A 23,794-nucleotide genomic window follows, 5' to 3' on the forward strand; every position below is an offset into this window, starting at 1 on the left:
TGTGGCAGGATAGCGCGCCTGAGCCGGCACGGCCCATCGCCCAACGGCGCTAGCTGATCACGCGGCTGCGGCCGGCCAGCGCGCCGAACAGCATTTGCAAAACGGTCAGGCACAGCAGGACGATCAGCGGCAAACGCCAGCCATCCGTCAGATCGTGCAGCAGGCCGAACAACGTGGGCCCCAGCGCCGCCAACAAATAGCCGACGGATTGCGCCATACCCGACAGCAGCGTCGCCTGATGATGATGCTGACTGCGTAAGCCAAAAAACGACAGTGCCAGCACCAGCGAACTCCCCGCCCCCAACCCGGCAAACGTCAGCCACACCAGTGAACTGGCGGGTTGCACCAATAATCCTCCGACGCCGATAAAGATCAGCAGGGAACTGCCCAGCGCGATTGCCCGCTGATCGCGCGCCCGCGGCAAAATCACCACCATGACAAAGTTGGCGACGATCGCGACCACCTGGTAAACGAACAGCTCGAATCCTGCCTGCTGGGCGGAAGTGCCGTGGCTGGCGGCAAAGGCGCTGAACCAACCGATGATGGTGTAGAAGGCGATCGATTGCAGCCCCATGAACATCGCCACTTGCCAGCCCAGCGCGCTGCCCCAGGGAGAACGATAGCGCTGTGGCTCCGTCGGCTGCGGTTCTTTGGTGGCGGGAGTGGCCGAGCGCCGTAGCTGCGGCAGCCACACCAGCAGCGCCAGCAAGGCGGGCAAACCCCAGCACAGCAAAGAGAACCGCCAGCCGAGGTCGGCCAGGGCAGCCAGCGGCACCGCCAGACCGGAGGCGATGGCGGCAACCAGTGACATCACCGCCGCATAGGCGGCGATCATCGCGGCGGCCCGATGCGGGAAATCTCTTTTCACCAGCGTCGGCAGCACCACGTTGGCGAAGGCAATGGCGGCGCCGATCAGGATGCTGCCCGGCCAGAGCATGGCGTCTTGCGGCAGGGAACGTAGCGCGATGCCGCAGACCAGCAGCGCGAGGGCGAGGCCCAGGGTGCGCTCGATGCCGATGCGTTTCGCCAGCGCCGGAGTCAATGGCGAGAGAACGGCGAACAGGATCAGCGGCAACGAGTTGATCAGGCCGGCGGCGGTGGCGGACAACGCCAGCTGTTGCTGGATCTGCTCCAACAGTGGGCCGACGCTGGTCAGGGCGGCGCGCAGGTTGGCCGCGATCAGCATAATGCCGACGATCAGCAGGACAGGGCGGTGTAAACGGCGACGCGGGGTCGCGGTGGACGTTGGGGATGAAGCGGGTTGCGGCATGGGTTCCTCGCACCAGGGCATGCAGTCAATCAGTGCTGCATGGCGTGATGCGTTGATTGACGTTAACGCTTACGTACCGACAAATTGGCGGTATCCGATCGCAAGTGTAGGGAAGATGGCTCACGCTGACAAGGGGACGGGCCGGCGGGATGATGGCGGTTAACCCCTGCCGGCCGCAGGATAATTGCCAATATGTGATCCTGGTCACTGAGTGAACTAAAAGTCATGGCGCGGGGCGCGCCATGCGCCGCTTTCGCTTTCCTCACCGCCGGCGCCGTGGCCCCCCGGCGTTCGCGCCCGTCATGGCATTTCACTTTTCCCCCTTTCCGCTTTTTGGCTTTTCGATCCGTTTCGATTCGAAAGGTTTTTTGGCGGTTTTTTTGCTAAAACGGGGCTGTAAGCCCGATCACAATTTCATTGCTTTCGCTTTGCTGTAATGCCAGCGCAGTAGAGCGAAAGCCATCTTCTCCCCGGCGATGCCGGAAACCTGAGGACCGCAGCTCATGCCAGTGAATACCGCAAAGCGACGTGAACACATCATCGATCTGTTATGCGAGCACGGCAGCGTGCGCGTGGAGCAGCTCAGCAAACAGTTTGCGGTATCCACGGTGACGATCCGCAACGATCTGCGCTTTCTGGAACGAAAAGGGTGTGCGCTGCGCGCTTACGGCGGCGCGATGCTCAATCAGCAATTCGCTTTCGATCGGCCGCTGCGGGACAAAGGGCGGTTGAATCGCGACGTCAAAACGCTGATCGCCAACGCGGCGGCCGGCTATGTGCGCGACGGCGATGCGCTGATCCTCGATTCCGGTTCCACCACCGCGCAGATCGTGCCGTTCCTGAAGGGGCGGCGCGATCTGGTGGTGATGACCAATGCGCTGAACATTGCCTACGAGCTTTCGGGAAATGACGGGGTGGAGGTCATGGTGCTGGGGGGCAGCGTGCGCCGCAACTCTTACTCGCTCTACGGTCCGGCTGCCGAGCAGCAATTGCGTCAGTACCGCTTCGACAAGCTGTTTTTGGGCGTCGACGGGTTCGATCTGAGCGCCGGCATCACCACGCCTCACCCCGGTGAGGCGCACCTCAATCGCGTAATGTGCGAGGTGGCGCGCGAGATTATCGCGGTGGCGGATGCCAGCAAATTCGGTCGCAAGAGCTTTTGCATGATTCGCGAAGCCGGACAAATCCATCGGCTGATCACCGACAGCCGTCTTCCGGACGATTACGAGCGGGCGTTAACCGAGCTGGGCGTGGAGGTCATCATCGCCGATCGGTAGCAGGGCGCCTGCATGGGGGCTTCATGCAGCAGTTGTTACAGCTTGTCGAGCAGCACAAGGCCGGTATGCCGGTCGGGATCTTTTCCGTCTGTTCCGCCCATCCCTGGGTTCTGAAGGCCGCGCTGCGGCAGGCCAAAGCGCGCGGCACGCCGGTATTGGTAGAGGCGACGTCCAACCAGGTCAATCAGTTCGGCGGCTATACCGGCCAAACGGCGGCCCAGTTCCGCGATGCGCTGTGGCGCCTGGCGGATGAGGTTGGCCTGGCGCGCGAGAGAGTGTGGCTGGGCGGCGATCATCTGGGGCCCAACGCCTGGCAAGATCGCCCGGCTCAGGAGGCGATGGCGCTGGCGGAAACCTTGATCGACGATTACGTTCGCGCCGGATTTCGCAAAATTCACCTCGATTGTTCCATGTCGTGCGCCGGCGATCCCTCGCCCCTGGGGGATGCCACGGTCGCTGAGCGTGCGGCGCGCCTGTGCGCGGTGGCGGAGCGGGCCTGGGCGCAGAGCGGCGGCGAAGCGCCGGTTTATGTGATCGGCACCGAAGTGCCGGTGCCGGGCGGCGCGCAGGAGGCGCTGGCGGGTCTGCAGGTCACCACGCCGCAGGCGGTGGCGCAAACGCTGGAAACGCACCGCATCGCCTGGCAAAAAGCCGAGCTGAACGATGCCTGGCAGCGAACTATCGCGCTGGTGGTACAGCCGGGCGTCGAGTTCGATCACCACAGCGTTGAGCATTACCAACCGCAGCGCGCCGACGCATTGAGCCATTTCATCGAACGGCAGCCGGGCATGATCTATGAAGCGCACTCTACGGACTACCAACCACCGCAGGCCTACCGCCAACTGGTGCGCGATCACTTCGCCATCCTGAAGGTGGGGCCGGCGCTGACCTTCGCGCTGCGCGAAGCGCTGTTCGCCCTCGATCGCATCGAGCGTGAATGGCTGGGGGAACACCAGTCGGCGCAGCTGTGCGCCACGCTGGAGCAGGTGATGCGCGAGCAGCCGCAGCAGTGGAGCCGCTACTACCACGGCACGCCGCACCAGCAGTATCTCGATCGCCACTACAGCCTGAGCGATCGGGTGCGTTACTACTGGCCGCAGCCGCAGGTGCAGCAGGCGGTCGACGGTTTGCTGGACAACCTGCGCCGCAGCCCGGCGCCGCTGGCGCTGCTCAGCCAGTACCTGCCGGAGCAGGCACGGGCGCTGAACGCCGGCGAATTGAGCGCCGATCCGCAGGAGTGGGTGCTGCATAAAGTGACGCAGGTGCTCGACGATTATCACGCCGCCTGCTACCCGGAGGGCCGCTAGCATGCCGAACATTTTAATGACCCGTATCGACAATCGCCTGGTGCACGGCCAGGTGGGCGTGACCTGGACCAACACCCTCGGCGCCAACCTGGTGGTGGTGGCCAACGACGAGGCGGCCGCCGATCCGGTGCAGCAGAACCTGATGGACATGGTGGTGGCGGAAGGGGTGCAGACCCGCTACTTCACGCTGCAGAAAACCATCGACGTGATCCACAAGGCGGCGGATCGGCAGAAGATTTTTCTGGTGTGCAAAACGCCGCAGGACGTGTTGACGCTGGTGCGCGGCGGGGTGCCGATCCGGTTCGTCAACGTCGGCAATATGCACTTCGCCGAGGGGAAGCGGCAGGTGCACAAAACGGTGTCGCTGGACGACGGCGACGTGGCCGCGTTTCGCGCGCTGGCGGCGCTGGGCGTGGAGTGCGAAGTGCGTCGGGTGCCGGATGAGGCGGGCGAGGCGATCGGCAAACTGCTCTTTTGAGCCAGGGGGAAAGCATGTTGACGGATGCGTTATTGATTGCGCTGTTGGCCGGGCTGGCGGGGGTTGACCTGTTCGACGGCCTGACCCACTTCCACCGGCCGGTGGTGATGGGGCCGCTGGTGGGGCTGATTTTGGGCGATGTCTACACCGGGTTGCTGGTGGGCGGCACGCTGGAGTTGGTGTGGATGGGGATGGTGCCGCTGGCGGGCGCCCAACCGCCTAACGTGGTGATTGGCGGGGTGATCGGCACCGCGTTCGCCATTCTGACCAAGGCCGACCCGAAAGTGGCGATCGGCGTGGCGGTACCGTTCTCGATTGCGGTGCAGGGCTGCATCACGCTGCTGTTTACGCTGTTCTCGCCGATGATGCACCGCTGCGATCGCATGGTGAAGGAGCTGAACTGGCGCGGCATCGAACGGGTGAACTATCTCGGCATCAGCATCCTGTTCATCTTCTATTTCGTGGTGGCATTCCTGCCGATTTACTTCGGCGCCGATGCGGCCAGCGCCATGGTGCAGAAGGCGCCGGGCTGGCTGCTGGACGGGTTGGCGGTGGCGGGCGGCATGATGCCGGCGATCGGCTTCTCGCTGCTGATGAAGGTGATGATGAAAAAAACCTACGTGGCCTATTTTATCCTTGGCTTCATCTCGGTCACGTTCCTCAAGCTGCCGATCCTGGCGGTGGCGCTGGGTGCCCTGGCGATCGCCCTGATCGACTTCTTCAACACGCAACGCGGCGCGGCAGAGGCGACGGCCCGGCCCGCTCCGCAGGAGGACGCCGAAGATGGCATTTAACGATTCCGACGATCTGCTGGCGCAAAAGGCCGAGCAACGCATGGCGCAGGCGCTGGCCACCAGCCAGGTGGAGCAGGACGACTACCTGGACAGCCAACCCGCCGAAGCGCTGACGCGTGGCGACATCAACCGCATGGCCTGGCGTTCGCTGCTGCTGCAGGCGTCGTTCAACTATGAACGCATGCAGGCCGGCGGCTGGCTGTATCAGCTGATCCCCGGGCTGCGCAAGATCCACCGCAACCCGCAGGATCTGGCCAACTCGATGAAGATGCACATGGAATTTATCAACGTGCACCCGTTCGACGTCACCTTCCTGTCCGGCCTGGTGCTGGCGATGGAACAGAACAAGGAGAAGATCTCCACCATTCGCGCGGTGAAAGTGGCGCTGATGGGGCCGCTCGGCGGCATCGGCGACGCGCTGTTTTGGCTAACGCTGCTGCCAATTTGCGCCGGGATAGGCGCTTCGCTGGCGCTGGAGGGCAGCCTGTTCGGGCCGATCGTCTTCCTGCTGCTGTTCAACCTGTTCCACTTCGGCCTGCGCTTTGGGCTGGCGCACTACGGCTATCAGGCCGGCACCAGCGCGCTGGCGCTGTTGAAGACCCACACCCGGCGCATTTCTCATGCCGCGTCGATCGTCGGCATGACGGTGATCGGCGCACTGGTGGCCTCGTATGTGCACCTGTCCACGCCGCTGGTCATGCATGCCGGCAAGGCCAGTGTGGCGCTGCAGACAGACGTGTTGGACAAGCTGATGCCCAACCTGTTGCCGCTGTGCTTCACGCTGCTCATTTTCTTCCTGATGAAGCGCGGTTTCTCGCCGGTGAAGCTGATTGGCGTCACCGTAGCGATCGGCGTAGCGGGCAAATTTATCGGCATTTTGTGAGGAGTGGGCTATGCCAGGCATTGTGATTACCGGCCACGGCGGCTTCGCCACCGGGCTGTTGCAGGCGGTGGAGCAGGTGGTGGGGCCGCAGCCGCACTGCGCGGCGGTCGATTTCCCCGAACAGATGAGCACCGCGCAGCTCAACGACGCCTTGCGCTCGGCGCTGGCGGCGGTGGCGCAGCCGGACGGCGTGGTGTTTCTCACCGACATGCTCGGCGGCTCGCCGTTCCGCAGCGCCTGCGAACTGGCGGATGCGCAGGGCGATTGCGAAGTGCTGACCGGCGTCAATATGCAGCTGGCGGCGGAAATGATGCTGGAGCGCGACGGGTTGAGCCTGGATGAGTTTCGCGAGGTGGCGCTGGCGTGCGGCAAACGCGGCCTGACGAGCCTATGGCATGAGCGCCGCCGGGTGAAATGCGAAGACGTGCAAACCGACGGCATCTGAACGAACGCCGTCGGTCTGCGGGTTATACCGGCAGCGGGCTCAGCGCCAGGCGCGCCGGTTGATCTTCGCTGCGGCTGAAGCGCCAGCAGGTCTGGTGGTACTTCGCCACGCTGTTGCGGTGCGCCACGCTGATCAGCGTTACGTCCGGCAGTTCATCCACCAGCAGGCAGTACATCAACTGTTCGGTTTCGTCGTCCAGCGCGCTGGTGGCCTCGTCGAGGAACAGGATGCTCGGGCGAATCAACAGGGCGCGGGCGAACGCCAGCCGCTGTTGCTCGCCCGGCGACAGGCGATGGCTCCAGTTGGCGGAGGTATCCAGCCAGCGCTGCAGGTGCTTCAGGCGGCAGTTTTCCAGCACCCGCATCAACTGCGGATCGCTGTATTCCGACGCCAGGCTCGGGTAGCTCAACGCTTCGCGCAGCGTGCCGATCGGAATGTAGCTGCGCTGCGGCAGGAACAGCGTGTTGGCGTTGGCCGCTACCCCGATAGTCCCCGCGCCGTAAGGCCAGATACCGGCGATGGCCCGCAGCAGCGTCGACTTGCCGCAGCCGGAAGGGCCGACGATCAGCAGGCGTTCGCCGCGTTGCAGCGTCATCTCGGCGCCGGCCAGCAGCGGCTGGCCGTCGGGCAAGTTCAGGCTGAGGTTATCCAGCGTTAACGGATGGGCGGTCTCTTCCCGCAGCTGAACGCCGCGCGGCTGATGATGCACCTGATCGACGGCGGCGTTGAAGCCGGCCAAACGGTTGACGCAGGCTTTCCAGGTCGCCAAATCGTTAAACGCGTCGATAAACCATGACAGCGCACCTTGCACCTGGCCGAAGGCTGAGGCTATCTGCATCAGGCCGCCCATCTGAATGGCGCCGGAGAAGTAGCGCGGCGCGGCCACCAGCAGGGGAAACACGATGGCGAGCTGGCCGTAGAAGTTGGTGGCGATGTTCAGCCGCCGGGTAATGCGCATAATTGCCCACCAGTTGCTGCGAATGGTGTCGAAACGATCGCCCAGCTGCTGCGCCTCGCGCGGTTCGCCGTGGTACAGCGCGATGGCGTCGTTGTTTTCGCGGATGCGGATCAGGCCGAAACGGAAGTTCGCCTCGTACCGTTCCTGATTGAAGCCCAGCATGACCAGCGGTTTGCCGACCCACCAGATCAGCAGCGATCCCAGCACCGCATACAGCAGCGCGAACCACACCATATAACCGGGCAGCGTGATGGCGTGCTGGCCGAGCGCGAAGGTCATCGGCCCGCTGACGTGCCACAAGATGTCGATAAAGGAAAATAGCGTCACCAGGCTGGAGAGCAGCCCGAGCGACAGCGACAGGGTATATTGGGTCAATACGTTGAGATCTTCGGCAATACGCTGATCGGGGTTATCGACGATCTGCTGCTGCTCGGTGTGGTAATACGCCTGGTGCGCCAGCCATTTTTCCATGAACTTTTCCGTCATCCAGCGCCGCCAGCGCATCTGCAGCCCCTGAGTCAGGTAGATCTTGTAGACCGCCAGCACGATGAAGATCAGCGCCAGATAGGTAAAGCGCCACAGCTGCGCCTTGAATACCGGGTAGTTTTTGTTCTGCAGCGCATCGTAGAACACCTGGTTCCATTGGTTGATCTGCACGCTGATATAGACCAGACCGAGCGACAGGACGACGATGGCGATCAGCATCATCCAGGCGCGCCATCGCTCCTCCGACACCCAAAAGGGTTTGATCAGCTGCCAAACGGCGTGTTTCTGCAAGGGGGTTGCGTTCATAGCGACTCGTTAATTGCGGCATTTTGTTCAGCATGGGCCGCGGGCCGGTAACAAACAAACCGCGACTGTAAGCAGTTTTGACCTCGCTAACCGTTTGAAATAAGGCGGTTGAATCGTCAGCGGTGCGCAGATGGGCGCAATTGCGGCATACACTCCGCCGCCGGGCGGTTATACTGGCGCCGAATTTTTGCAGAAAGGATAAACGATGAAGGCTTGGGTTCCCCTGTTGCTGACCTGCGGCGTCTTCGCCAGCGCCCGGGCCTGGGCGCACATTGACGAGCCGGACATCGCCGCCGATTGTCAAAAGGTGGCGAGCTACGCCGAGCTGGGAAAAAAGGCCTATCAGCGGCAGGATTACGCCAAAGCTGCCGACATCTTTCGCGATCAGGCAGCCTGGAGCGAGTTTTGCGGCCTGAGCGAGCAGGCCGTCGCCACGGCTTACAACAACGTGGCGCTGTCGCTGATGCACGCCGGCGAATTGCTCAAGGCGCAGGCCTATCTGGCGCTGGCGCCGCACGATGACAAATCGCAGCACAACATGAGCCTGTTGCGCCAACGGCTGGCGCAGCGGCCGCAGCCGCAGGGGCCGGGCGGCGTGTATTGGCAATACGCCGGGCGCGGCGTGTGGAGCGAAGTGGTGGTGAAGCCGCAGGGCGAGCGCTGGCTGATCGATTTCTCCGGCTACGCCATGCCGCAGATGGGGCTGTATTACGGCCCGAACATGGGCGACTTCACCGCCGAGCTGCCGATCGAGCACGGCAAAGCTGTTTATCATCAGCATGACTCGGAAAGCGCGCAGGTCTGCGACGTCACTTTGGCGTTTGGTGAGCAAACGTTGGAGATGCACACGCGCGGGGATTGCGGGTTCGGTCACAACGTGCGGGCTGAAGGGCGGTTCGTGCGGGTCGAATGACCCGCCCCGGCAGTCGGGGCGAGAAAGGTTGGTTACGCCAGCGCGGCGGCGCCCAGCAGGTTTTTCCAGGCTTCTACATTACCCAGATAGTTGCCGGCCGGCAGCAGATGCAGGCGGCCTTCGCTGTCCTGTAGCGCAAAGGTCGGGAAGCCCTGGCCTTGCACTTTGGCCAGCAGCGCCCGGCTTTCCGCGATGTGTTGCGCGGTCGGCGCGCCGCTGCTGAAACGCATTTCGGCGATAAACGCCGCCGAAGGCAACCCCAGCTCTTTCGCCAACGCTTCCAGCACCGGCGTGTCGGCGATGCGCCGGCCTTCCTGATAGTGTGCCTGCTGAATGCGGTGCAGCATGTCCAGCCCGCGTCCCGCCAGCTTTTCCGCCGCCAGGATAGCGGTGATCGGCGGCTCGGAATCCATCACCGCCGTGGTGTCGCGCAGCAGGCCGTTGAAATAGGCTTCGCCAAAAGGCTGGCCCGTCATCTCGGCGATGCGTTTGTCGTGCGGAATGACGTAGTTGCGCCATTCGTCGGTAATTTGGCGGCGGTTGTTGCCGGTCATCATGCCGCCGGCGTGCGGCACGACCTTCAGCCCGGGGAGGCTCTGAGCCGCTTTCACCAGCGGCGCGGCGCCGTAGCACCAGCCGCACAGCGGATCGAAAATGTAATGCAGAGTGGTTTCGGTCATCTTTACTCCTCGTCTGGCGCGCGGCAGCTCACCGCGGCGCCAGGGCTGGTTCAATCACGCACGGGCGCTTATTGCGGCCACTTCATCTCGCCTTTCAGCACTTTCGCGCTCAGTTCCAGGCTCGACTCGTCTTTCAGCGTCGGGTAGTGCTTTTTCATCGCTTCAATCAGCGCGGCGGAATCCTTGGCTTTCGGCAGTTCGGCTTCCAGCGTGGTCAGGTATTTCTGGGTAAAGTGCACCGATGCCAGGGTTTGTGCTGCACCCGGCAGGAAGTGGCCCGGCACGACGACCTGCGGCTTCAGCGCTTCGATGTTTTTCAGCGTCTGCTGCCAGTGCTGGCGCGATTCCACGCTCTGGTTGTCGGCGATCCACGGGTGGATGTTGTCACCGGCGACCGCGACACCGCCTACGACCGCCTTCAGCGCCGGGATCCACACGAAGGTGCGATCGGGGGTCGGGCCGTTCAGGCCTTTCACTTCCACTTTCTGGCCGTCGATGGTGAAGCTGTCGCCCTGCAGCGGCTGCGGCACGATCACGGTTTTCGGCGCGTTGTCTTTCAGGATCGGGCCCCAATAGGCGACTTTACCGTCTTTGGTGGCGTTGATGTCCTTGATGGTGCCTGGCGAAGCGATGATTTTCGCCTCCGGGAAGGCCGCTTTAATCACGTCCAGACCGAAATAGAAATCCGGGTCTGAGTGGCTGATATAAACGGTGGTCAGTTTCTTGCCGGTCGCCTTGATCTTTTTCACCAGCGCTTCGGCATCGTTACGCTGGAACTGAGCGTCGATCAGCGCCACTTCGTGTTTGCCGCTGATGATTTCGGAAGACACCGGGAACACGCTTTTCTCGCCCGGGTTATACACTTCCATGGTCAGGGTATCGGCCGCGGTGGCGTAGGTGCTGAGGGTGGCGACGCCGGTGAAGGCCAGAGTTAACAGTGATTTCTTAAACATGGGCAGAGGTCCTTGGGTATCGGTTAATGTTGTAATGATGTTAGGTTGCATAAAGCGATAGAAAAACCAGATAATAAGCAATTATTCGTTGCATAAATCGGACTAATTATGGATCGCATTACCGCCGCTGAGGTTTTTGTCACCATCGTCGATCGCGGCAGCATGATCGCTGCCGCGGAAACGCTGGAGATGTCGCGCGCGATGGTGACGCGCTACCTGGCGCAGATGGAGCAATGGGCCGGAGCGCGTTTACTGCACCGCACTACCCGTAAGCTTAGTCTGACCGACGCCGGGGAGCGTACTCTGGAACGCTGCCGGCAAATGCTGGCGCTGGCGGGGGAGATCGACCTGGTGGAGGAAGGGCAGAGCGATGAGCTGCGCGGCCTGCTGCGCATCACCTGTTCGCAGTCGCTCGGGCAAACGGCGCTGGTGGGGGCCGTCGCTCAGTATCTGAAGCGTCACCCGCAGGTGGCGGTCGATCTGCAGATGAACAACCGGGCGGTGAACCTGGTGGAAGAGCGCATCGATCTGGCGCTGCGCATCACCAACGAGCTGGATCCCAACCTGATCGCCCGCCCGCTGTCCACCTGCGCATCGGTGGTGTGCGCTGCGCCAGCGTATCTGGCGGCGCACGGCACCCCGCGTCAACCGCAGGATCTGGCGTTGCACAACTGCCTGACCTACTCCTATTTCGGCAAAAGCCTGTGGCACTTCGATGCTCAGGGCGTGAAATCGGCGGTGGCGGTCAGCGGCAACCTGAGCGCCAACGAGTCGGTGGTGCTGATGGCCGGCACGGTGCAGGGGGCAGGCATTTCCATGCAGCCCTATTATTCGGCGGCGCCGCTGCTGGCCAGCGGCGAACTGGTCGAACTGTTGCCGGATTACCGGCCGCAGTCGATGGGCATCTACGGCATCTATACCTCACGCCGCCAGATGCCCGCCACCTTGCGCACCATGCTGGACTTTCTGGTGGAGTGGTTCGCCACCGATCCGCAGTGGCAGGCGACGCTGCGCTGATGCTTCGGCAATATTCCCACGCCGCTTTCAGCGCCTGACGGCGGCGGCCAGCCGGGCGGCAAAGGCGGCGGCCTGCTGATGAAGGTGGTCGATAAAGGCGGTGACCAGCGCCGATGAAGGGCGGTGCAGCGGCCGGATCAGGCTGACGGTGAACGGCACGTCGATGCTGAACGGCCGCACGTGCACACCGTTACCGGCATAGTCGAGCGCCGTCAGCGGGTTGACGATCGACACCCCCACGCCGGCCCTCACCATGGCGCACACCGACGCCGCGCTGTGCGTTTCCATCACCATGCGGCGCTCGACGCGCTGTTCGCCGAACAATGCATCCAGCAGATGGCGATAGCTGTCGGTGCTCGACAGGCTGATAAAGTTCTGCCCGGCGAAGTCCTGCGGCGTCAGCCGATCTTTCACCAGCAACGGGTGGCCCGTCGGCAGCACGCAGACTTCGTTCAACGTCATCAACGTCACCCGCTCGGTGCCCGCCGGCGTCAGGGTGGTTTCCGTCAGCCCGAGATCGTGACGCTGGGCAGACAGCCACTCTTCCAGCAGCGGCGACTCTTGCGGGATGACGCTGAAGCTGACTTCCGGGTAACGTTCGATAAAGGGCCGACACACCGCCGGCAGCAGCGATTGAGAAAATACCGGCAGGCACACGATCGACAGCTGTGCCTGCTGAAACTGGCGAATGCCGGCGGCGGCGTTGACGATGCGATCGAGACCGTAATAGGAGCGCTGCACCTCTTCGAACAACCGTAGGCCCTGCACCGTGGGGGACAAGCGACCGCGCACCCGGTCGAACAGCTGCAGCCGGATCAGCTTTTCAAAGCGCGCCAGCTCGCGGCTGACGGTCGGTTGCGAAGTTTGCAGCAGGGCCGCCGCCTCGGTCAGGTTACCGGTGGTCATCACCGCCCGAAAGATTTCGATCTGCCGTAAAGAGATGCTGTGCATGGCGAGGACGCTCGGTTAAGGGGAAAGCCATATCATAAATGAATAGACTACGGCTAAATAGATATTTTCCACCCGATTCAGCGTGCGGCACTATGGCGTTATCTGCCGTCATTTTCGAATTGGGAATATCACCATGCCACGCCCGTTGCACGACACCTCCACCGCGTTGAACGCCGCTAACCTGTTGGCCTTGCCGCAACGTTTCGGCTGCCCGGTCTGGGCCTATGATGCGGACATCATCAGCCAGCGCATCGCTCAGCTGCGCCATTTCGATACCGTCCGTTTCGCGCAGAAGGCCTGTTCGAACATTCATATTTTGCGCTTGATGCGCGAGCAGGGCGTGAAGGTGGATTCGGTGTCGCTGGGCGAGATCGAGCGGGCGCTGCGGGCCGGTTTTCAGCCGGGCGGCGAACCGAGCGAGATCGTGTTTACTGCGGACGTGTTGGATCACGCCACGCTGGCGCGCGTCAGCGAATTGAAGATCCCGGTCAACGCCGGTTCCATCGACATGCTGGATCAGCTCGGCCAGGTTTCCGCAGGGCACCCGGTGTGGCTGCGCATTAACCCGGGATTTGGCCACGGCCATAGCCAGAAAACCAACACCGGCGGCGAGAACAGCAAGCACGGTATCTGGTATGCCGACCTGCCGCAGGCGGTGGAGAAGATCCGCCGCTACGGCCTGAAGCTGATCGGCGTGCACATGCACATCGGTTCCGGCGTCGATTACCAGCATCTGGAACGGGTCTGTGATGCGATGGTGCAGCAGGTGATCGATCTCGGTCATGACATCAGCGCCATTTCCGCCGGCGGCGGCCTGTCTATCCCGTACCAGTACGGCGAAGAGGCGATCGATACCGAACACTATTTCGGGTTGTGGAACCGGGCGCGTGAACGCATCGCCGCGCATCTGGGGCATCCGGTGCAGCTGGAGATCGAACCGGGGCGTTTCCTGATGGCGGAAGCGGGCGTCTTGGTGGCCGAAGTGCGGGCGGTAAAAGACATGGGCAGCCGCCACTTCGTGCTGGTGGACGCCGGTTTTAACGATCTGATGCGCCCGGCAATGTACGGCAGCTATCACCATATTTCGCTGTTGCCGGCCGATGGGCGCGATACCTCGGGGCAACCGCTGCGCGAAACGGTGATCGCCGGGCCGCTGTGCGAATCCGGCGACGTGTTCACCCAGCAGGCGGGCGGCGGCGTGGAAACCCGTGAACTGCCGCCGGTCCAGATCGGCGATTATCTGGTGTTCCACGACACTGGCGCCTACGGCGCATCGATGTCCTCCAACTACAACAGCCGTCCGCTGTTGCCTGAAGTGCTGTTCGAAAACGGCGAGCCGCGCCTGATCCGCCGCCGGCAAACCATCGAAGAACTGATCGCGCTGGAGCTTATCTAATAAGCGGGCGGGCGTGCTGCGCCCGCTTTACAGCGTCATGCGGCGGCGCGAATTACGGCTGTTCGTGCGCGTTGTTGAGGGTGGCGACCGAGTGGCGGCGCACCAGCGTCGGGCTGAACATGTTGGTGATTTCCGGCAGCGGTTGGCGATTGGCCAAGGCCAGGGCCAGTTCCGCCGCCTGGGTGGCCATCGCTACGATCGGGTAGCGAATGGTGGTCAGGCGCGGCCGCAGGTAGCGCGAAATCAGCACGTCGTCGAAACCGATCAGCGAAATTTCCCCCGGTACGTCGACGCTGTTGTCGCTCAGCACCGACAGCGCGCCGGCGGCCATCGGATCGTTGTAGCAGGTAACGGCGGAGAACGAACGGCCGCGGCCGAGCAATTCAGTCATCGCCTGTTCGCCGCCGATCTCGTCCGGCTCGCCGTAGGCGATCAGCTTTTCATCCACCGCAATGCCGTGCTCCTGCAGCGCGTCGAGATAGCCCTGCAGGCGATCGGTGGCGTCGGAAATCTGGTGGGTGGAGCAGATGATGGCGATGCGCTGATGCCCTTGCTGGATCAGATGCCGGGTCGCCAGCCAGGCGCCGTAGCGATCGTCGAGCGCCACGCAGCGCGTTTCAAAACCCGGCAGCGTGCGGTTGATCAGCACCATGCCCGGGATCTGTTGCATCCAGCCGCAAAGTTCCCGATCGCTCAGTCTCTTGGCGTGCACCACCAGCGCTTCGCAGCGGTGCCGCACCAGCTGTTCAATCGCCTGACGCTCTTTTTCGGCGTCGTGGTAACCGTTGCCAATCAGCAGAAAATTGTGGGTGGCGTAGGCCACCTGCTCGACCGCTTTGACCATCGCGCCGAAGAAGGGATCGGAAACGTCGGAGACGATCAGGCCCAGCGTCTCGGTGGATTGCTGCGCCAGCGCTCGAGCGTTGGCGTTAGGGTGATACTGCAGCTGTTCCATGGCGGCCAGCACCGCGGTGCGCGACCCTTCGCTGGCCTTGGGGGAATTATTTATCACGCGGGACACCGTGGCCACGGAAACACCCGCCAGCCTGGCAACATCCTTTATCGTAGCCATATCAGTCAACACATCCTGGGTAATCGCTTACATCCCTCAGTTTTGCGGAAAAAAACCGGGGCTGCAAGCGGTCTCGTGCGCAACTTGTGGCGGCCGTTGCAGAATCTCTTCGCGTCTGTACGCATAACCATCGGCCGCCGAACGATAGCGCAATTTGTACGTTGGCTCTGGCGGCGGGCTGAGGTAACGTCTGTGCATTCCGATTTGCGCCGAGAACGCCATGTCCATTAAACGCTATCCGCAGCTCGCCCATTGGGGCGCTTATACCGCCGTGGTTGAAGACGGCCGGCTTATCCGCTGTGAACCCTTCGCCGACGATCCCGATCCTTCGCCGCTGCTCGATTCCATCGTCCCGATGGTTTACTCCGATAAACGTATCCGCAAGCCGGCGGTGCGCCGCTCGTGGCTGCAAAAGCGCGAGGGCAGCGACCGCACACTGCGCGGCAGGGAAGACTTCGTCGAGGTGGACTGGGAGCTGGCGCTCGATTTGGTGGCGCAGGAGAACCGCCGGGTGCGCGATCGCTACGGTGCCTCCGGGCTGTTTACCGGCTCTTATGGCTGGTCGTCGGCCGGGCGTTTGCATCATGCGCGTTCGCTGGTACGGCGGTTCTATTTCAGCGGCGGCGGCGGGGTCGATCAGCAGGGCAACTACAGCTGGGGCGCGGCGCAGTTTTTCCTGCCGTATGTGATCGGCACTTTCTCGCCGTTGACCGGGCGCGTCACCAGCTGGCCGAGCGTGGTGGAGCATTGCGAGCTGTTTGTGGCGTTTGGCGGGCTGGCGCTGAAAAACGCCCAGGTCTCTTCCGGCGGCGCGGCGGAGCATGCGCTCAAGCCCTGGCTGCAAAAGCTGGCGCAGAAGGGCACGCCGGTTGTCAACATCAGCCCGATGCGCGACGACTGCCCCGGGTTCGTCAACGCGGAGTGGATCCCGATCCGGCCGAATACCGACGTGGCGCTGATGCTGGCGCTGGCTTACGAAATCCAGCAGATGGGCGCGCAGGACGAAGCCTTCCTGCACAGCCACTGCGTAGGCTATCAACAGCTGGCGGATTACCTGAACGGCGTGAGCGACGGCGTGACGAAAACGCCGGCCTGGGCCAGCGCCATTACCGGCATTCCGGCGGCGCGCATCGCGCGGCTGGCGCGGCAGCTGATCGGCGTGCGCAGTTTTATCACCTGTTCCTACTCCGTGCAGCGCGCGCACCGCGGCGAGCAACCGTATTGGATGATGATCGCGCTGTCGGCGATGCTGGGCCAGGTGGGGCTGCCGGGCGGCGGCTTTTCCTTCGGCCATGGCTCGATGAACGGCGTCGGCAACCCGCGCGTGGACACCCCCGCGCCGACCATGCCGGTAGGGGATAACCCGGCCGGGCTGGCGATCCCGGTGGCGCGCATCTGCGACATGCTGCTGCACCCCGGCGAAGCCTATCAATTTTGCGGCGAGACGCGGCATTACCCGGATATCCACCTGGTGCACTGGGCCGGCGGCAACCCGTTCCATCATCATCAGCAGCTGAACCGGCTGGTGGAAGGCTGGCAGAAGCCGGATACGGTGATCGTACAAGATATCTGGTGGACGGCGGCGGCCAAAATGGCGGATATCGTGTTGCCGGTCACCAGCTCGCTGGAGCGCAACGACATCGGCGGCTCCTCGCGCGATCGCTACGTGCTGGCGATGCATCAGGCGATTGCGCCGCAGCATCAGGCGCGCAACGATTTTGACATCTTCGCCGATCTGGCGGAGCGCCTGGGCTATCGCGAACGCTTTACCGAAAACCGCGACGAGCGGGCCTGGATCGAAGAGATCTATCGGCAATGCGGCGCGGCGCAGCGGCGTGCCGGCGTCGCCTGGCCCGAGTTTGAGGATTTTTGGCGCCGGGGCTATGTCGAGCTGCCCGCGCCGGCCAAGGAGTTCGTCTTTTTTGACGCGTTCCGCGCCGATCCGCAGGCTAGTCCGCTGCAGACGCCCAGCGGCAAGATCGAACTGTTCAGCGAGCGGATCGCCGGTTACCGCTACGAGGATTTCGCGCCGCATCCGCAGTGGCGGCCGCCGGTGGAGTGGCTGGGCGCGCCGCAGGCCAAAACCTGGCCGCTGCATCTGATCTCCATCCAACCGAGCGATCGTCTGCACAGCCAGATGGATCCGGCGCCGCTGGCGCAGGGCAATAAGACCGCCGGGCGCGAAACCCTGTATATGCATCCCGAAGACGCGGCGCAGCGCGGCGTGGCAGAGGGTAGCGAAGTGCTGGTCAGCAATGCGCGCGGCAGCTGCCTGGCGGGGGCGACCCTCACCGACGGCGTGACGCGCGGCGTGGTGTTGATGGCGACCGGCGCCTGGTTCGAGCCGGGTTACGACGCGCAGCGCCGGCCGGTCGAACAGGCGGGCAACCCGAACGTGCTGACGCTGGATATCGGCACCTCATCGTTGACGCAGGGGCCGAACGCCATGAGCTGCCTGGTGGAGGTCAGCGCGCGATGAATGACGATTTCACGTCGGGATAACCGGCTCGCCGTCGTTGTTATATTTATTTTTTCGCCGCTGCGGGAAGGTTTAAGTTTCATTGAGTTATTACAGCAGATCGCGGGAAATTTACAGCTGGTTGCATTTGGAGCAGAACTCTTGCGATTCGCCGGTAGTTTCCTGCACGCCATCTCTCTAGAGTAGGTGATCCCAGAGGTATTGATTGGTGAGAAATCAGCATACTCTGTATGTTGAAGCCATTTTCAATTGCACCAACCTACGCGGATGCGTAGGTTTTTTTTTGCCTGCCATATAGTATTCTTTTCCCTACAACGATTTACGCCTCCATGGCCAAGGGAGAAGGGCATGATCTTTTCACTGCTGCGCGCGCTGTTTCGCCTGCTGTTTCGGGTTCGGGTCGAAGGGGATGTCCAGCACTTCGAGCGGCAAAAACTGCTGATTACGCCGAACCACGTCTCTTTCCTCGACGGCGTGCTGCTGGCGCTGTTTCTGCCGATTAAACCGGTGTTTGCGGTTTACGCCAGCATCGGCGAGAGCTGGTTTATGCGCTGGCTGCGGCCCTACATCGATTTCGTCTCGCTCGATCCCACCAAGCCGATGGCCATCAAACAGCTGGTGCGGATGGTCGAGCAGGGGCGGCCGATCGTGGTGTTTCCTGAAGGGCGCATCACCGTGACCGGCGCGCTGATGAAAATCTACGACGGCGCGGCGTTTATCGCCGCCAAATCGGGTGCCACCGTGGTGCCGGTGCGGATCGACGGCCCTGAATTCAGCCCGTTCGGCCGCATGGCCGGGGTATTCAAGATCCGCTGGTTCCCGCGAATCAGCATCCGCATCTTGCCGCCGACCACGCTGCCGATGCCGGAAGCGCCGCGCGCGCGTGAACGCCGGGCGCTGGCGGGCGATCGGCTGATGCAGATCATGATGCGGGCGCGGATGGATACGCGTGAACCGCAGACGCTGTTCCATGCCTTGCTGGCGGCGCAGCACCGCTACGGGCGCCGCAAGCCCTGTATCGAAGACATCGCTTTCAAAGAAGACAGTTACCAGACGCTGATCAAGAAATCGCTGGGCGTCAGCCGTATTCTGCAGCGCTTTACCGCCGAAGGGGAACACGTCGGCCTGCTGTTGCCGAACGCCATCATCACCGCGGCGGCGATCTTCGGCGCTTCGCTGCGTAACCGCATCCCGGCGATGCTCAACTACACCGCCGGCGCCAACGGCCTGAACAGCGCGATGACTGCCGCCGGCATCAAGACCATCGTCACCTCGCGCCAGTTTCTGGAAAAGGGCAAGCTGACTCACCTGCCGGAACAGGTGCCGCAGGCCAACTGGGTGTATCTGGAAGATTTGAAAGATACGGTCACGCTGGCGGACAAGCTGTGGATTTTGCGGCATTTGCTGCAGCCGCAGCGCGCGGCGTTGCCGCAACGCCCGGAAGACGCGGCGCTGATCCTGTTCACTTCCGGTTCCGAAGGCCACCCCAAGGGCGTGGTGCATTCGCACGCCAGCCTGCTGGCCAACGTAGAACAAATTCGCACCATCGCCGACTTCACGCCGCGCGACCGCTTCATGTCGTCGCTGCCGCTGTTCCACTCGTTCGGTCTGACGGTGGGGCTGCTCACGCCGCTGATCACCGGCAGCCGCATTTTTCTCTACCCCAGCCCACTTCATTATCGCGTGGTGCCGGAGCTGGTGTATGACCGCAACTGCACGGTGCTGTTCGGCACGGCGACCTTCCTCAACAACTATGCGCGCTTCGCGCATCCGTATGATTTCGCCCGCCTGCGCTACGTGGTGGCCGGCGCGGAAAAACTGGTGGACAGCACCAAACAGATCTACCAGGACAAATACGGCATCCGCATCCTGGAAGGCTATGGCGTGACCGAGTGCGCGCCGGTGGTCTCCATTAACGTGCCGCTGGCGACGAAAGTGGGCACCGTTGGCCGCATCATGCCGCAGATGGAGGCGCGCCTGATCGCGGTGCCGGGCATCGATAACGGCGGCCGCCTGCAGCTGAAGGGGCCGAATATCATGAAAGGCTATCTGCGGGTTGAGCGCCCCGGCGAGCTGGAGCCGCCGGCGGCGGAAGATGAGAACGGCGTGCTGCAGCCGGGCTGGTACGACACCGGCGATATCGTCAGCCTGGATGAGCAGGGTTACTGCACCATTCGCGGCCGCGTGAAGCGCTTCGCCAAGCTGGCGGGGGAGATGGTGTCGCTCGAGAGCGTCGAATTGCTGGCGCAGCGGCTGTCGCCGGAAAAACTGCATGCCGCCACCGCCAAAAGCGATAGCAGCAAAGGCGAGGCGCTGGTGCTGTTCACCACCGATCCCGCCATCACCCGCGAGGCATTGCTGCGGGTGGCGCGCGAGCTGGGCAGCCCGGAGCTGGCGGTGCCGCGTGATATTCGCCTGTTGAAAACGCTGCCGGTGCTCGGCAGCGGCAAACCCGATTTTGTCACCCTGCGTCATATGGCCGAACAGCCGGAGAGTGCCTGATGAATCCTTCGACCGAATCCCCTTTGTTGTCACGCGGCATGATCGCCGTCATCAGCGCGCAGTTCCTCTCGGCGTTCGGCGACAATGCGCTGCTGTTCGCCACGCTTGCGTTGATCAAGCAGCAGCTGTATCCGGACTGGAGCCAGCCGATCCTGCAGATGGCCTTTGTTGCCACCTACATCATCCTGGCACCGTTTGTCGGCCAGGTGGCCGACAGCTTCGCCAAAGGACGGGTGATGATGTTCGCCAACGCCCTGAAGCTGGCAGGGGCGTTGGTGATCTGCTTTGGGTTCAACCCGTTTCTCGGTTACAGCCTGGTCGGCGTGGGGGCCGCCGCGTATTCGCCGGCCAAATACGGCATTCTGGGCGAGATCACCAGCGGCGAGAAGCTGGTCAAGGCTAACGGCCTGATGGAGGCCTCGACCATCGCCGCCATTCTGACCGGGTCGGTGGCCGGCGGTATTCTGGCGGACTGGCATGTGGTCGCGGCGCTGGCGGCCTGCGCCTTGGTTTACGCGGGAGCGGTGGTCGCCAACCTGTATATTCCGCGTCTGGCGGCGGCGCGCCCGGGGGCCTCCTGGCGCCCGCGGGCCATGACGAACAGCTTCTTTACCGCCTGCGTCACGTTATGGCGCGATGGGCAGACGCGTTTCTCCTTGATCGGCACCAGCCTGTTCTGGGGGGCTGGCGTGACGCTGCGTTTTCTGCTGGTGCTGTGGGTGCCGGTGGCGCTCGGCATCGCCGATAACGCCACGCCGACGCTGCTGAACGCCATGGTGGCCGTCGGTATCGTGGTGGGGGCCGGCGCTGCCGCGCGCTTCGTCACGCTGAAGACGGTAAAACGCTGCATGCCGGCCGGGATCCTGATCGGCGTCGCGGTCGCGGTGTTCGCGCTGCAAACCACCATGCTCAATGCCTATGTCTTGCTGGCGATCATCGGCATGCTGGGGGGCTTCTTCGTGGTGCCGCTCAATGCGTTGCTGCAGGAGCGGGGCAAGCATTCGGTCGGCGCCGGCAATGCGATCGCGGTGCAAAACCTGGGTGAAAACGCCGCCATGTTGCTGATGCTGGCGCTGTATTCGCTGGTGGTGAAGCTGGGCGTGCCGGTGGTGGGCGTCGGCGTAGGGTTTGGCGTGGTGTTTGCGCTGGCGATTAGCGTGCTGTGGTGGTCGCAGCGGCGGTAAAAAACGGGGCGCAGCCAGGCTGCGCCCCGGCTGTATTAAGGTGCCGGAATGGTAAACCGGGTATGGATCTCTTCCAGCGCCTGCAGCACGTCCTCATCCAATACCACATCGAGGCTGTCGATGTTGATTTTCAACTGCTCCACCGTGGTGGCGCCCAGCAGGGTGCTGGCGACGAACGGCTGCTGACGCACGAAGGCCAACGCCATCTGCGAAGGATCCAGCCCGTGTTTTTTGGCCAGCGCCACGTACTCGGCGATCGCCAGCTGGGTTTGCTGCCCTGAATAACGGTTGAAGCGGGTGAACAGCGTATTGCGCGCACCGGCCGGTTTAGCGCCGTTGAGGTATTTGCCGCTCAGAGTACCGAACGCCAGGCTGGAATAGGCCAGCAGTTCCACCCCTTCGTGCTGGCTGATCTCGGCCAGGCCAATCTCAAAGCTGCGGTTCAGCAGGCTGTACGGGTTTTGAATCGACACGATGCGCGGCAGCTCGTGTTTCTCCGCCAGCTGCAGGTAGCGCATCACGCCCCAGGGCGTTTCATTGGAAACCCCGATATAGCGAATCTTGCCGGCGCGCACCTGCTCGGTCAGCGCCTCCAGCGTTTCAAGCAGCGTAACCGTAGCTTTGTCATCGGTGTATTGATAGTTGAGTTTGCCAAAGCAGTTGGTGGCGCGCTGCGGCCAGTGCAATTGGTAAAGATCGAGATAATCGGTGTTCAGCCGCTTGAGGCTGGCGTCGAGAGCGGCGCGGATGTTCTTGCGATCGAGCGCCTGCTGCGGGCGGATGCTGCTGTCGGTGCCGCGCACCGGGCCCGAGACTTTGCTGGCCAGGACGATTTTTTCGCGATTGCCGCGTGCCTTGATCCAGCTGCCGATATAGCTCTCGGTCAGGCCCTGGGTTTCCGGGCGGGGCGGCACCGGATACAGTTCGGCGGTATCTATCAGGTTCACGCCTGCGGCCAATGCATAGTCCAGTTGCGCATGGGCGTCGGCTTCGGTGTTCTGTTCGCCAAAGGTCATGGTGCCCAGTCCCAGCACGCTCACTTCTAAAGAACTGTGGGGAATACGGTGGTATTGCATTAACGGCCTTCCTTTCTTGTTAGCGCTGACGGGCCGCGCGGCCCGGTGAAACAGGAGCCCAATGTCAGAAGACGGCGCAAAGTCCGTCGGGCGGCGATGTCGCCTTTCCTGACTATAACCAAGCGGTGAAGATGGGGGAAGCGGATTCCGTGCGGACACGAATGAGGGCTACCGCGCACGCGCGGGCGATAGCCGGCGGGCGGTGATTAGCGTTCGATAACCTGGGAAACCTGATCGCCGTTGATCTGGCGGTGGTTGCCTTTCTCGTCTTTATAGCTGATGAGGCCAGTATCTTTGTCGATCTCTGGCTTGCCTTGCGTCAGGATCATGTTGCCGTCTTTGGTCGCCATCACGTAGTCGCTGGAACATCCCGCCAGGCCGGCCACCATCACCAGCGCAGACACTGCCATTACCCACTTTTTCATCCTGCGGATCCTCGATTATCCAGAAAAGGTTGTTATTTCAAGATTAGCAAACTCTCGGCGAAGGGCGTCTCAGATAAGTCTTTATCTGATAAGAAAAAGTGAAATGAGAGGTCAACGAAGCGATGGAAGCCGCCGATGGCGGCTTCCGGGTAGGGCTATTCCGGCGAGCGGTTTTTCTTGCTGCGCATCAGATTGAGCGCTTCTACCGACATCGAGAAGAACATGGCGAAGTAGATGTAGCCTTTCGGCACGTGCACCTGGAAACTTTCCAGCATCAGCGTGAAGCCCACCAGGATCAGGAACGCCAGCGCCAGCATTTTCACCGACGGATGGCGATTGACGAACTCACCGATCGGCCGGGCGGCGAACATCATCACACCGACGGCGATCACTACTGCCGCCATCATGATGAACAGATGGTCGGAAAGGCCCACGGCGGTAATCACCGAGTCCAGACTGAAGATAATATCGAGCAGCATGATCTGCACGATCGCGCCGAAGAAGCTGTGCACCTTGGTGTGGTGCTCTTCTTCCGTGCCTTCGATGGTTTCGTGGATCTCTTTGCTGGCTTTCCAGATCAGGAACAGCCCCCCCAACAGCAGGATCAGATCGCGGGCGGAAATGGCGTGATCCCACACGGTAAACAGCGGGTGCGTCAAGCGGATCACCCAGGCGATGGAGGCCAACAGCGCCAGGCGCATAATCATGGCGGCGGCCAGACCGAGCCGGCGAGCTTTGTTCTGTTGCGCTTTGGGCAGCTTGGCCACCACCAGCGACAGAAAAATGATGTTATCAATACCCAGTACGATCTCAAGAATGGTTAGCGTACCTAACGCTAACCAGGCATTGGGATCCATAATCCATTCGAACATTGCCCGGCACACCTTAATACTTAATAAATGCAAAGCGTGAATTATACGCGTTTATCGTGGCGCTGACAGG

21 protein-coding genes are annotated in these 23,794 nt (G+C 62.4%); 12 read left to right on the forward strand and 9 right to left on the reverse strand.

The window, feature by feature from the left end; translation table 11 throughout:
• Positions 1 to 49: 49 nt before the first annotated feature.
• A complete protein-coding gene (locus ACJ8QI_RS20890; protein WP_070914503.1) occupies positions 50 to 1,270 on the reverse strand; it encodes a CynX/NimT family MFS transporter in 1,221 nt (406 codons plus the stop codon).
• A gap of 503 nt (positions 1,271 to 1,773) precedes the next feature.
• Between ACJ8QI_RS20890 and agaR the strand changes: the two genes are divergently transcribed.
• Genes agaR through agaF form a run of 6 tightly spaced genes read left to right on the forward strand, consistent with a single transcriptional unit; the run spans position 1,774 to position 6,454 of the window.
• Complete coding sequence (gene agaR / locus ACJ8QI_RS20895) at positions 1,774 to 2,547, forward strand: transcriptional repressor AgaR (protein ID WP_004931804.1); 774 nt, start codon at positions 1,774 to 1,776, stop codon at positions 2,545 to 2,547.
• A 23-nt stretch (positions 2,548 to 2,570) separates the two neighbouring features.
• Positions 2,571 to 3,854 carry a D-tagatose-bisphosphate aldolase, class II, non-catalytic subunit gene (locus ACJ8QI_RS20900; protein WP_442533023.1) on the forward strand — a complete coding sequence of 428 codons (1,284 nt, stop codon included), beginning with the start codon at positions 2,571 to 2,573 and terminating at the stop codon, positions 3,852 to 3,854.
• A 1-nt stretch (position 3,855) separates the two neighbouring features.
• Positions 3,856 to 4,332: a PTS N-acetylgalactosamine transporter subunit IIB gene (gene agaV / locus ACJ8QI_RS20905; RefSeq protein WP_019455696.1), complete on the forward strand. Its 477-nt coding sequence runs from the start codon at positions 3,856 to 3,858 to the stop codon at positions 4,330 to 4,332.
• 14 nt (positions 4,333 to 4,346) lie between these two features.
• Positions 4,347 to 5,126: a PTS N-acetylgalactosamine transporter subunit IIC gene (gene agaW, locus ACJ8QI_RS20910; RefSeq protein WP_019455697.1), complete on the forward strand. Its 780-nt coding sequence runs from the start codon at positions 4,347 to 4,349 to the stop codon at positions 5,124 to 5,126.
• A complete protein-coding gene (locus tag ACJ8QI_RS20915; RefSeq protein ID WP_016929936.1) occupies positions 5,116 to 6,009 on the forward strand; it encodes a PTS system mannose/fructose/sorbose family transporter subunit IID in 894 nt (297 codons plus the stop codon). The genes agaW and ACJ8QI_RS20915 overlap by 11 nt, the downstream gene beginning before the upstream one ends.
• A 10-nt stretch (positions 6,010 to 6,019) precedes the next feature.
• A complete protein-coding gene (gene agaF / locus ACJ8QI_RS20920) occupies positions 6,020 to 6,454 on the forward strand; it encodes a PTS galactosamine/N-acetylgalactosamine transporter subunit IIA (protein ID WP_033635782.1) in 435 nt (144 codons plus the stop codon).
• A gap of 22 nt (positions 6,455 to 6,476) precedes the next feature.
• On the opposite strand, the gene ACJ8QI_RS20925 is transcribed toward agaF, so the two are convergent.
• Positions 6,477 to 8,204, reverse strand: a complete 1,728-nt coding sequence (locus ACJ8QI_RS20925; protein ID WP_442533024.1) for an ABC transporter ATP-binding protein/permease — start codon at positions 8,202 to 8,204, stop codon at positions 6,477 to 6,479.
• 205 nt (positions 8,205 to 8,409) lie between these two features.
• On the opposite strand from ACJ8QI_RS20925, the gene ACJ8QI_RS20930 reads away from it, so the two are divergent.
• On the forward strand, positions 8,410 to 9,117 hold the full coding sequence (locus tag ACJ8QI_RS20930) for a hypothetical protein (RefSeq protein WP_060422980.1): 708 nt from the start codon (positions 8,410 to 8,412) through the stop codon (positions 9,115 to 9,117).
• A gap of 32 nt (positions 9,118 to 9,149) precedes the next feature.
• Here the strand turns inward: ACJ8QI_RS20930 and ACJ8QI_RS20935 are convergent, their stop codons facing one another.
• A complete protein-coding gene (locus ACJ8QI_RS20935; RefSeq protein WP_038878652.1) occupies positions 9,150 to 9,797 on the reverse strand; it encodes a DsbA family protein in 648 nt (215 codons plus the stop codon).
• 68 nt (positions 9,798 to 9,865) lie between these two features.
• Positions 9,866 to 10,750, reverse strand: a complete 885-nt coding sequence (locus tag ACJ8QI_RS20940) for an MBL fold metallo-hydrolase (RefSeq protein WP_033635778.1) — start codon at positions 10,748 to 10,750, stop codon at positions 9,866 to 9,868.
• Positions 10,751 to 10,858: 108 nt separating this feature from the next.
• Here ACJ8QI_RS20940 and ACJ8QI_RS20945 point away from each other — a divergent pair, with 108 nt between their 5' ends.
• Positions 10,859 to 11,767, forward strand: coding sequence for a LysR family transcriptional regulator (locus ACJ8QI_RS20945; RefSeq protein WP_015378928.1), 909 nt, complete (start codon positions 10,859 to 10,861; stop codon positions 11,765 to 11,767).
• Positions 11,768 to 11,794: 27 nt separating this feature from the next.
• On the opposite strand, the gene ACJ8QI_RS20950 is transcribed toward ACJ8QI_RS20945, so the two are convergent.
• Positions 11,795 to 12,718 (reverse strand): LysR family transcriptional regulator, encoded by a 924-nt coding sequence (locus ACJ8QI_RS20950; protein ID WP_094460604.1) that lies wholly within the window; start codon positions 12,716 to 12,718, stop codon positions 11,795 to 11,797.
• A gap of 133 nt (positions 12,719 to 12,851) precedes the next feature.
• Here ACJ8QI_RS20950 and lysA point away from each other — a divergent pair, with 133 nt between their 5' ends.
• The gene (gene lysA, locus ACJ8QI_RS20955) at positions 12,852 to 14,114 is read left to right on the forward strand and encodes a diaminopimelate decarboxylase (RefSeq protein ID WP_049202160.1); all 1,263 of its coding nucleotides are present in this window, start codon (positions 12,852 to 12,854) and stop codon (positions 14,112 to 14,114) included.
• 52 nt (positions 14,115 to 14,166) lie between these two features.
• Here lysA and galR read toward each other — a convergent pair whose 3' ends face one another.
• Positions 14,167 to 15,186 carry an HTH-type transcriptional regulator GalR gene (galR, locus tag ACJ8QI_RS20960; RefSeq protein WP_060422992.1) on the reverse strand — a complete coding sequence of 340 codons (1,020 nt, stop codon included), beginning with the start codon at positions 15,184 to 15,186 and terminating at the stop codon, positions 14,167 to 14,169.
• Positions 15,187 to 15,406: 220 nt separating this feature from the next.
• On the opposite strand from galR, the gene ACJ8QI_RS20965 reads away from it, so the two are divergent.
• The 3 genes from ACJ8QI_RS20965 (at position 15,407) to lplT (ending at position 21,351) form a co-directional block, all read left to right on the forward strand.
• A complete protein-coding gene (locus tag ACJ8QI_RS20965; RefSeq protein ID WP_442533025.1) occupies positions 15,407 to 17,665 on the forward strand; it encodes a molybdopterin guanine dinucleotide-containing S/N-oxide reductase in 2,259 nt (752 codons plus the stop codon).
• 348 nt (positions 17,666 to 18,013) lie between these two features.
• Positions 18,014 to 20,167 (forward strand): bifunctional acyl-ACP--phospholipid O-acyltransferase/long-chain-fatty-acid--ACP ligase, encoded by a 2,154-nt coding sequence (gene aas / locus ACJ8QI_RS20970; RefSeq protein ID WP_442533026.1) that lies wholly within the window; start codon positions 18,014 to 18,016, stop codon positions 20,165 to 20,167.
• Positions 20,167 to 21,351 carry a lysophospholipid transporter LplT gene (gene lplT, locus ACJ8QI_RS20975; RefSeq protein ID WP_049202156.1) on the forward strand — a complete coding sequence of 395 codons (1,185 nt, stop codon included), beginning with the start codon at positions 20,167 to 20,169 and terminating at the stop codon, positions 21,349 to 21,351. Before aas ends, lplT begins: the two co-directional genes overlap by 1 nt.
• 35 nt (positions 21,352 to 21,386) lie before the next feature.
• Here lplT and ACJ8QI_RS20980 read toward each other — a convergent pair whose 3' ends face one another.
• The 3 genes from ACJ8QI_RS20980 to ACJ8QI_RS20990 all read right to left on the reverse strand — a co-directional run bounded on the left by ACJ8QI_RS20980 (position 21,387) and on the right by ACJ8QI_RS20990 (position 23,724).
• Positions 21,387 to 22,427: an NADP(H)-dependent aldo-keto reductase gene (locus ACJ8QI_RS20980; RefSeq protein WP_060423007.1), complete on the reverse strand. Its 1,041-nt coding sequence runs from the start codon at positions 22,425 to 22,427 to the stop codon at positions 21,387 to 21,389.
• Between the two features lie 206 nt (positions 22,428 to 22,633).
• Positions 22,634 to 22,852: a YgdI/YgdR family lipoprotein gene (locus tag ACJ8QI_RS20985; RefSeq protein WP_038878690.1), complete on the reverse strand. Its 219-nt coding sequence runs from the start codon at positions 22,850 to 22,852 to the stop codon at positions 22,634 to 22,636.
• Between the two features lie 155 nt (positions 22,853 to 23,007).
• Positions 23,008 to 23,724: a TerC family protein gene (locus ACJ8QI_RS20990; RefSeq protein WP_049273516.1), complete on the reverse strand. Its 717-nt coding sequence runs from the start codon at positions 23,722 to 23,724 to the stop codon at positions 23,008 to 23,010.
• Between the last annotated feature and the right edge of the window lie 70 nt (positions 23,725 to 23,794).

The sequence above is a fragment of the Serratia sp. CY84636 genome (assembly GCF_052166245.1).
In the GTDB taxonomy this organism is placed as follows: domain Bacteria; phylum Pseudomonadota; class Gammaproteobacteria; order Enterobacterales; family Enterobacteriaceae; genus Serratia; species Serratia nevei.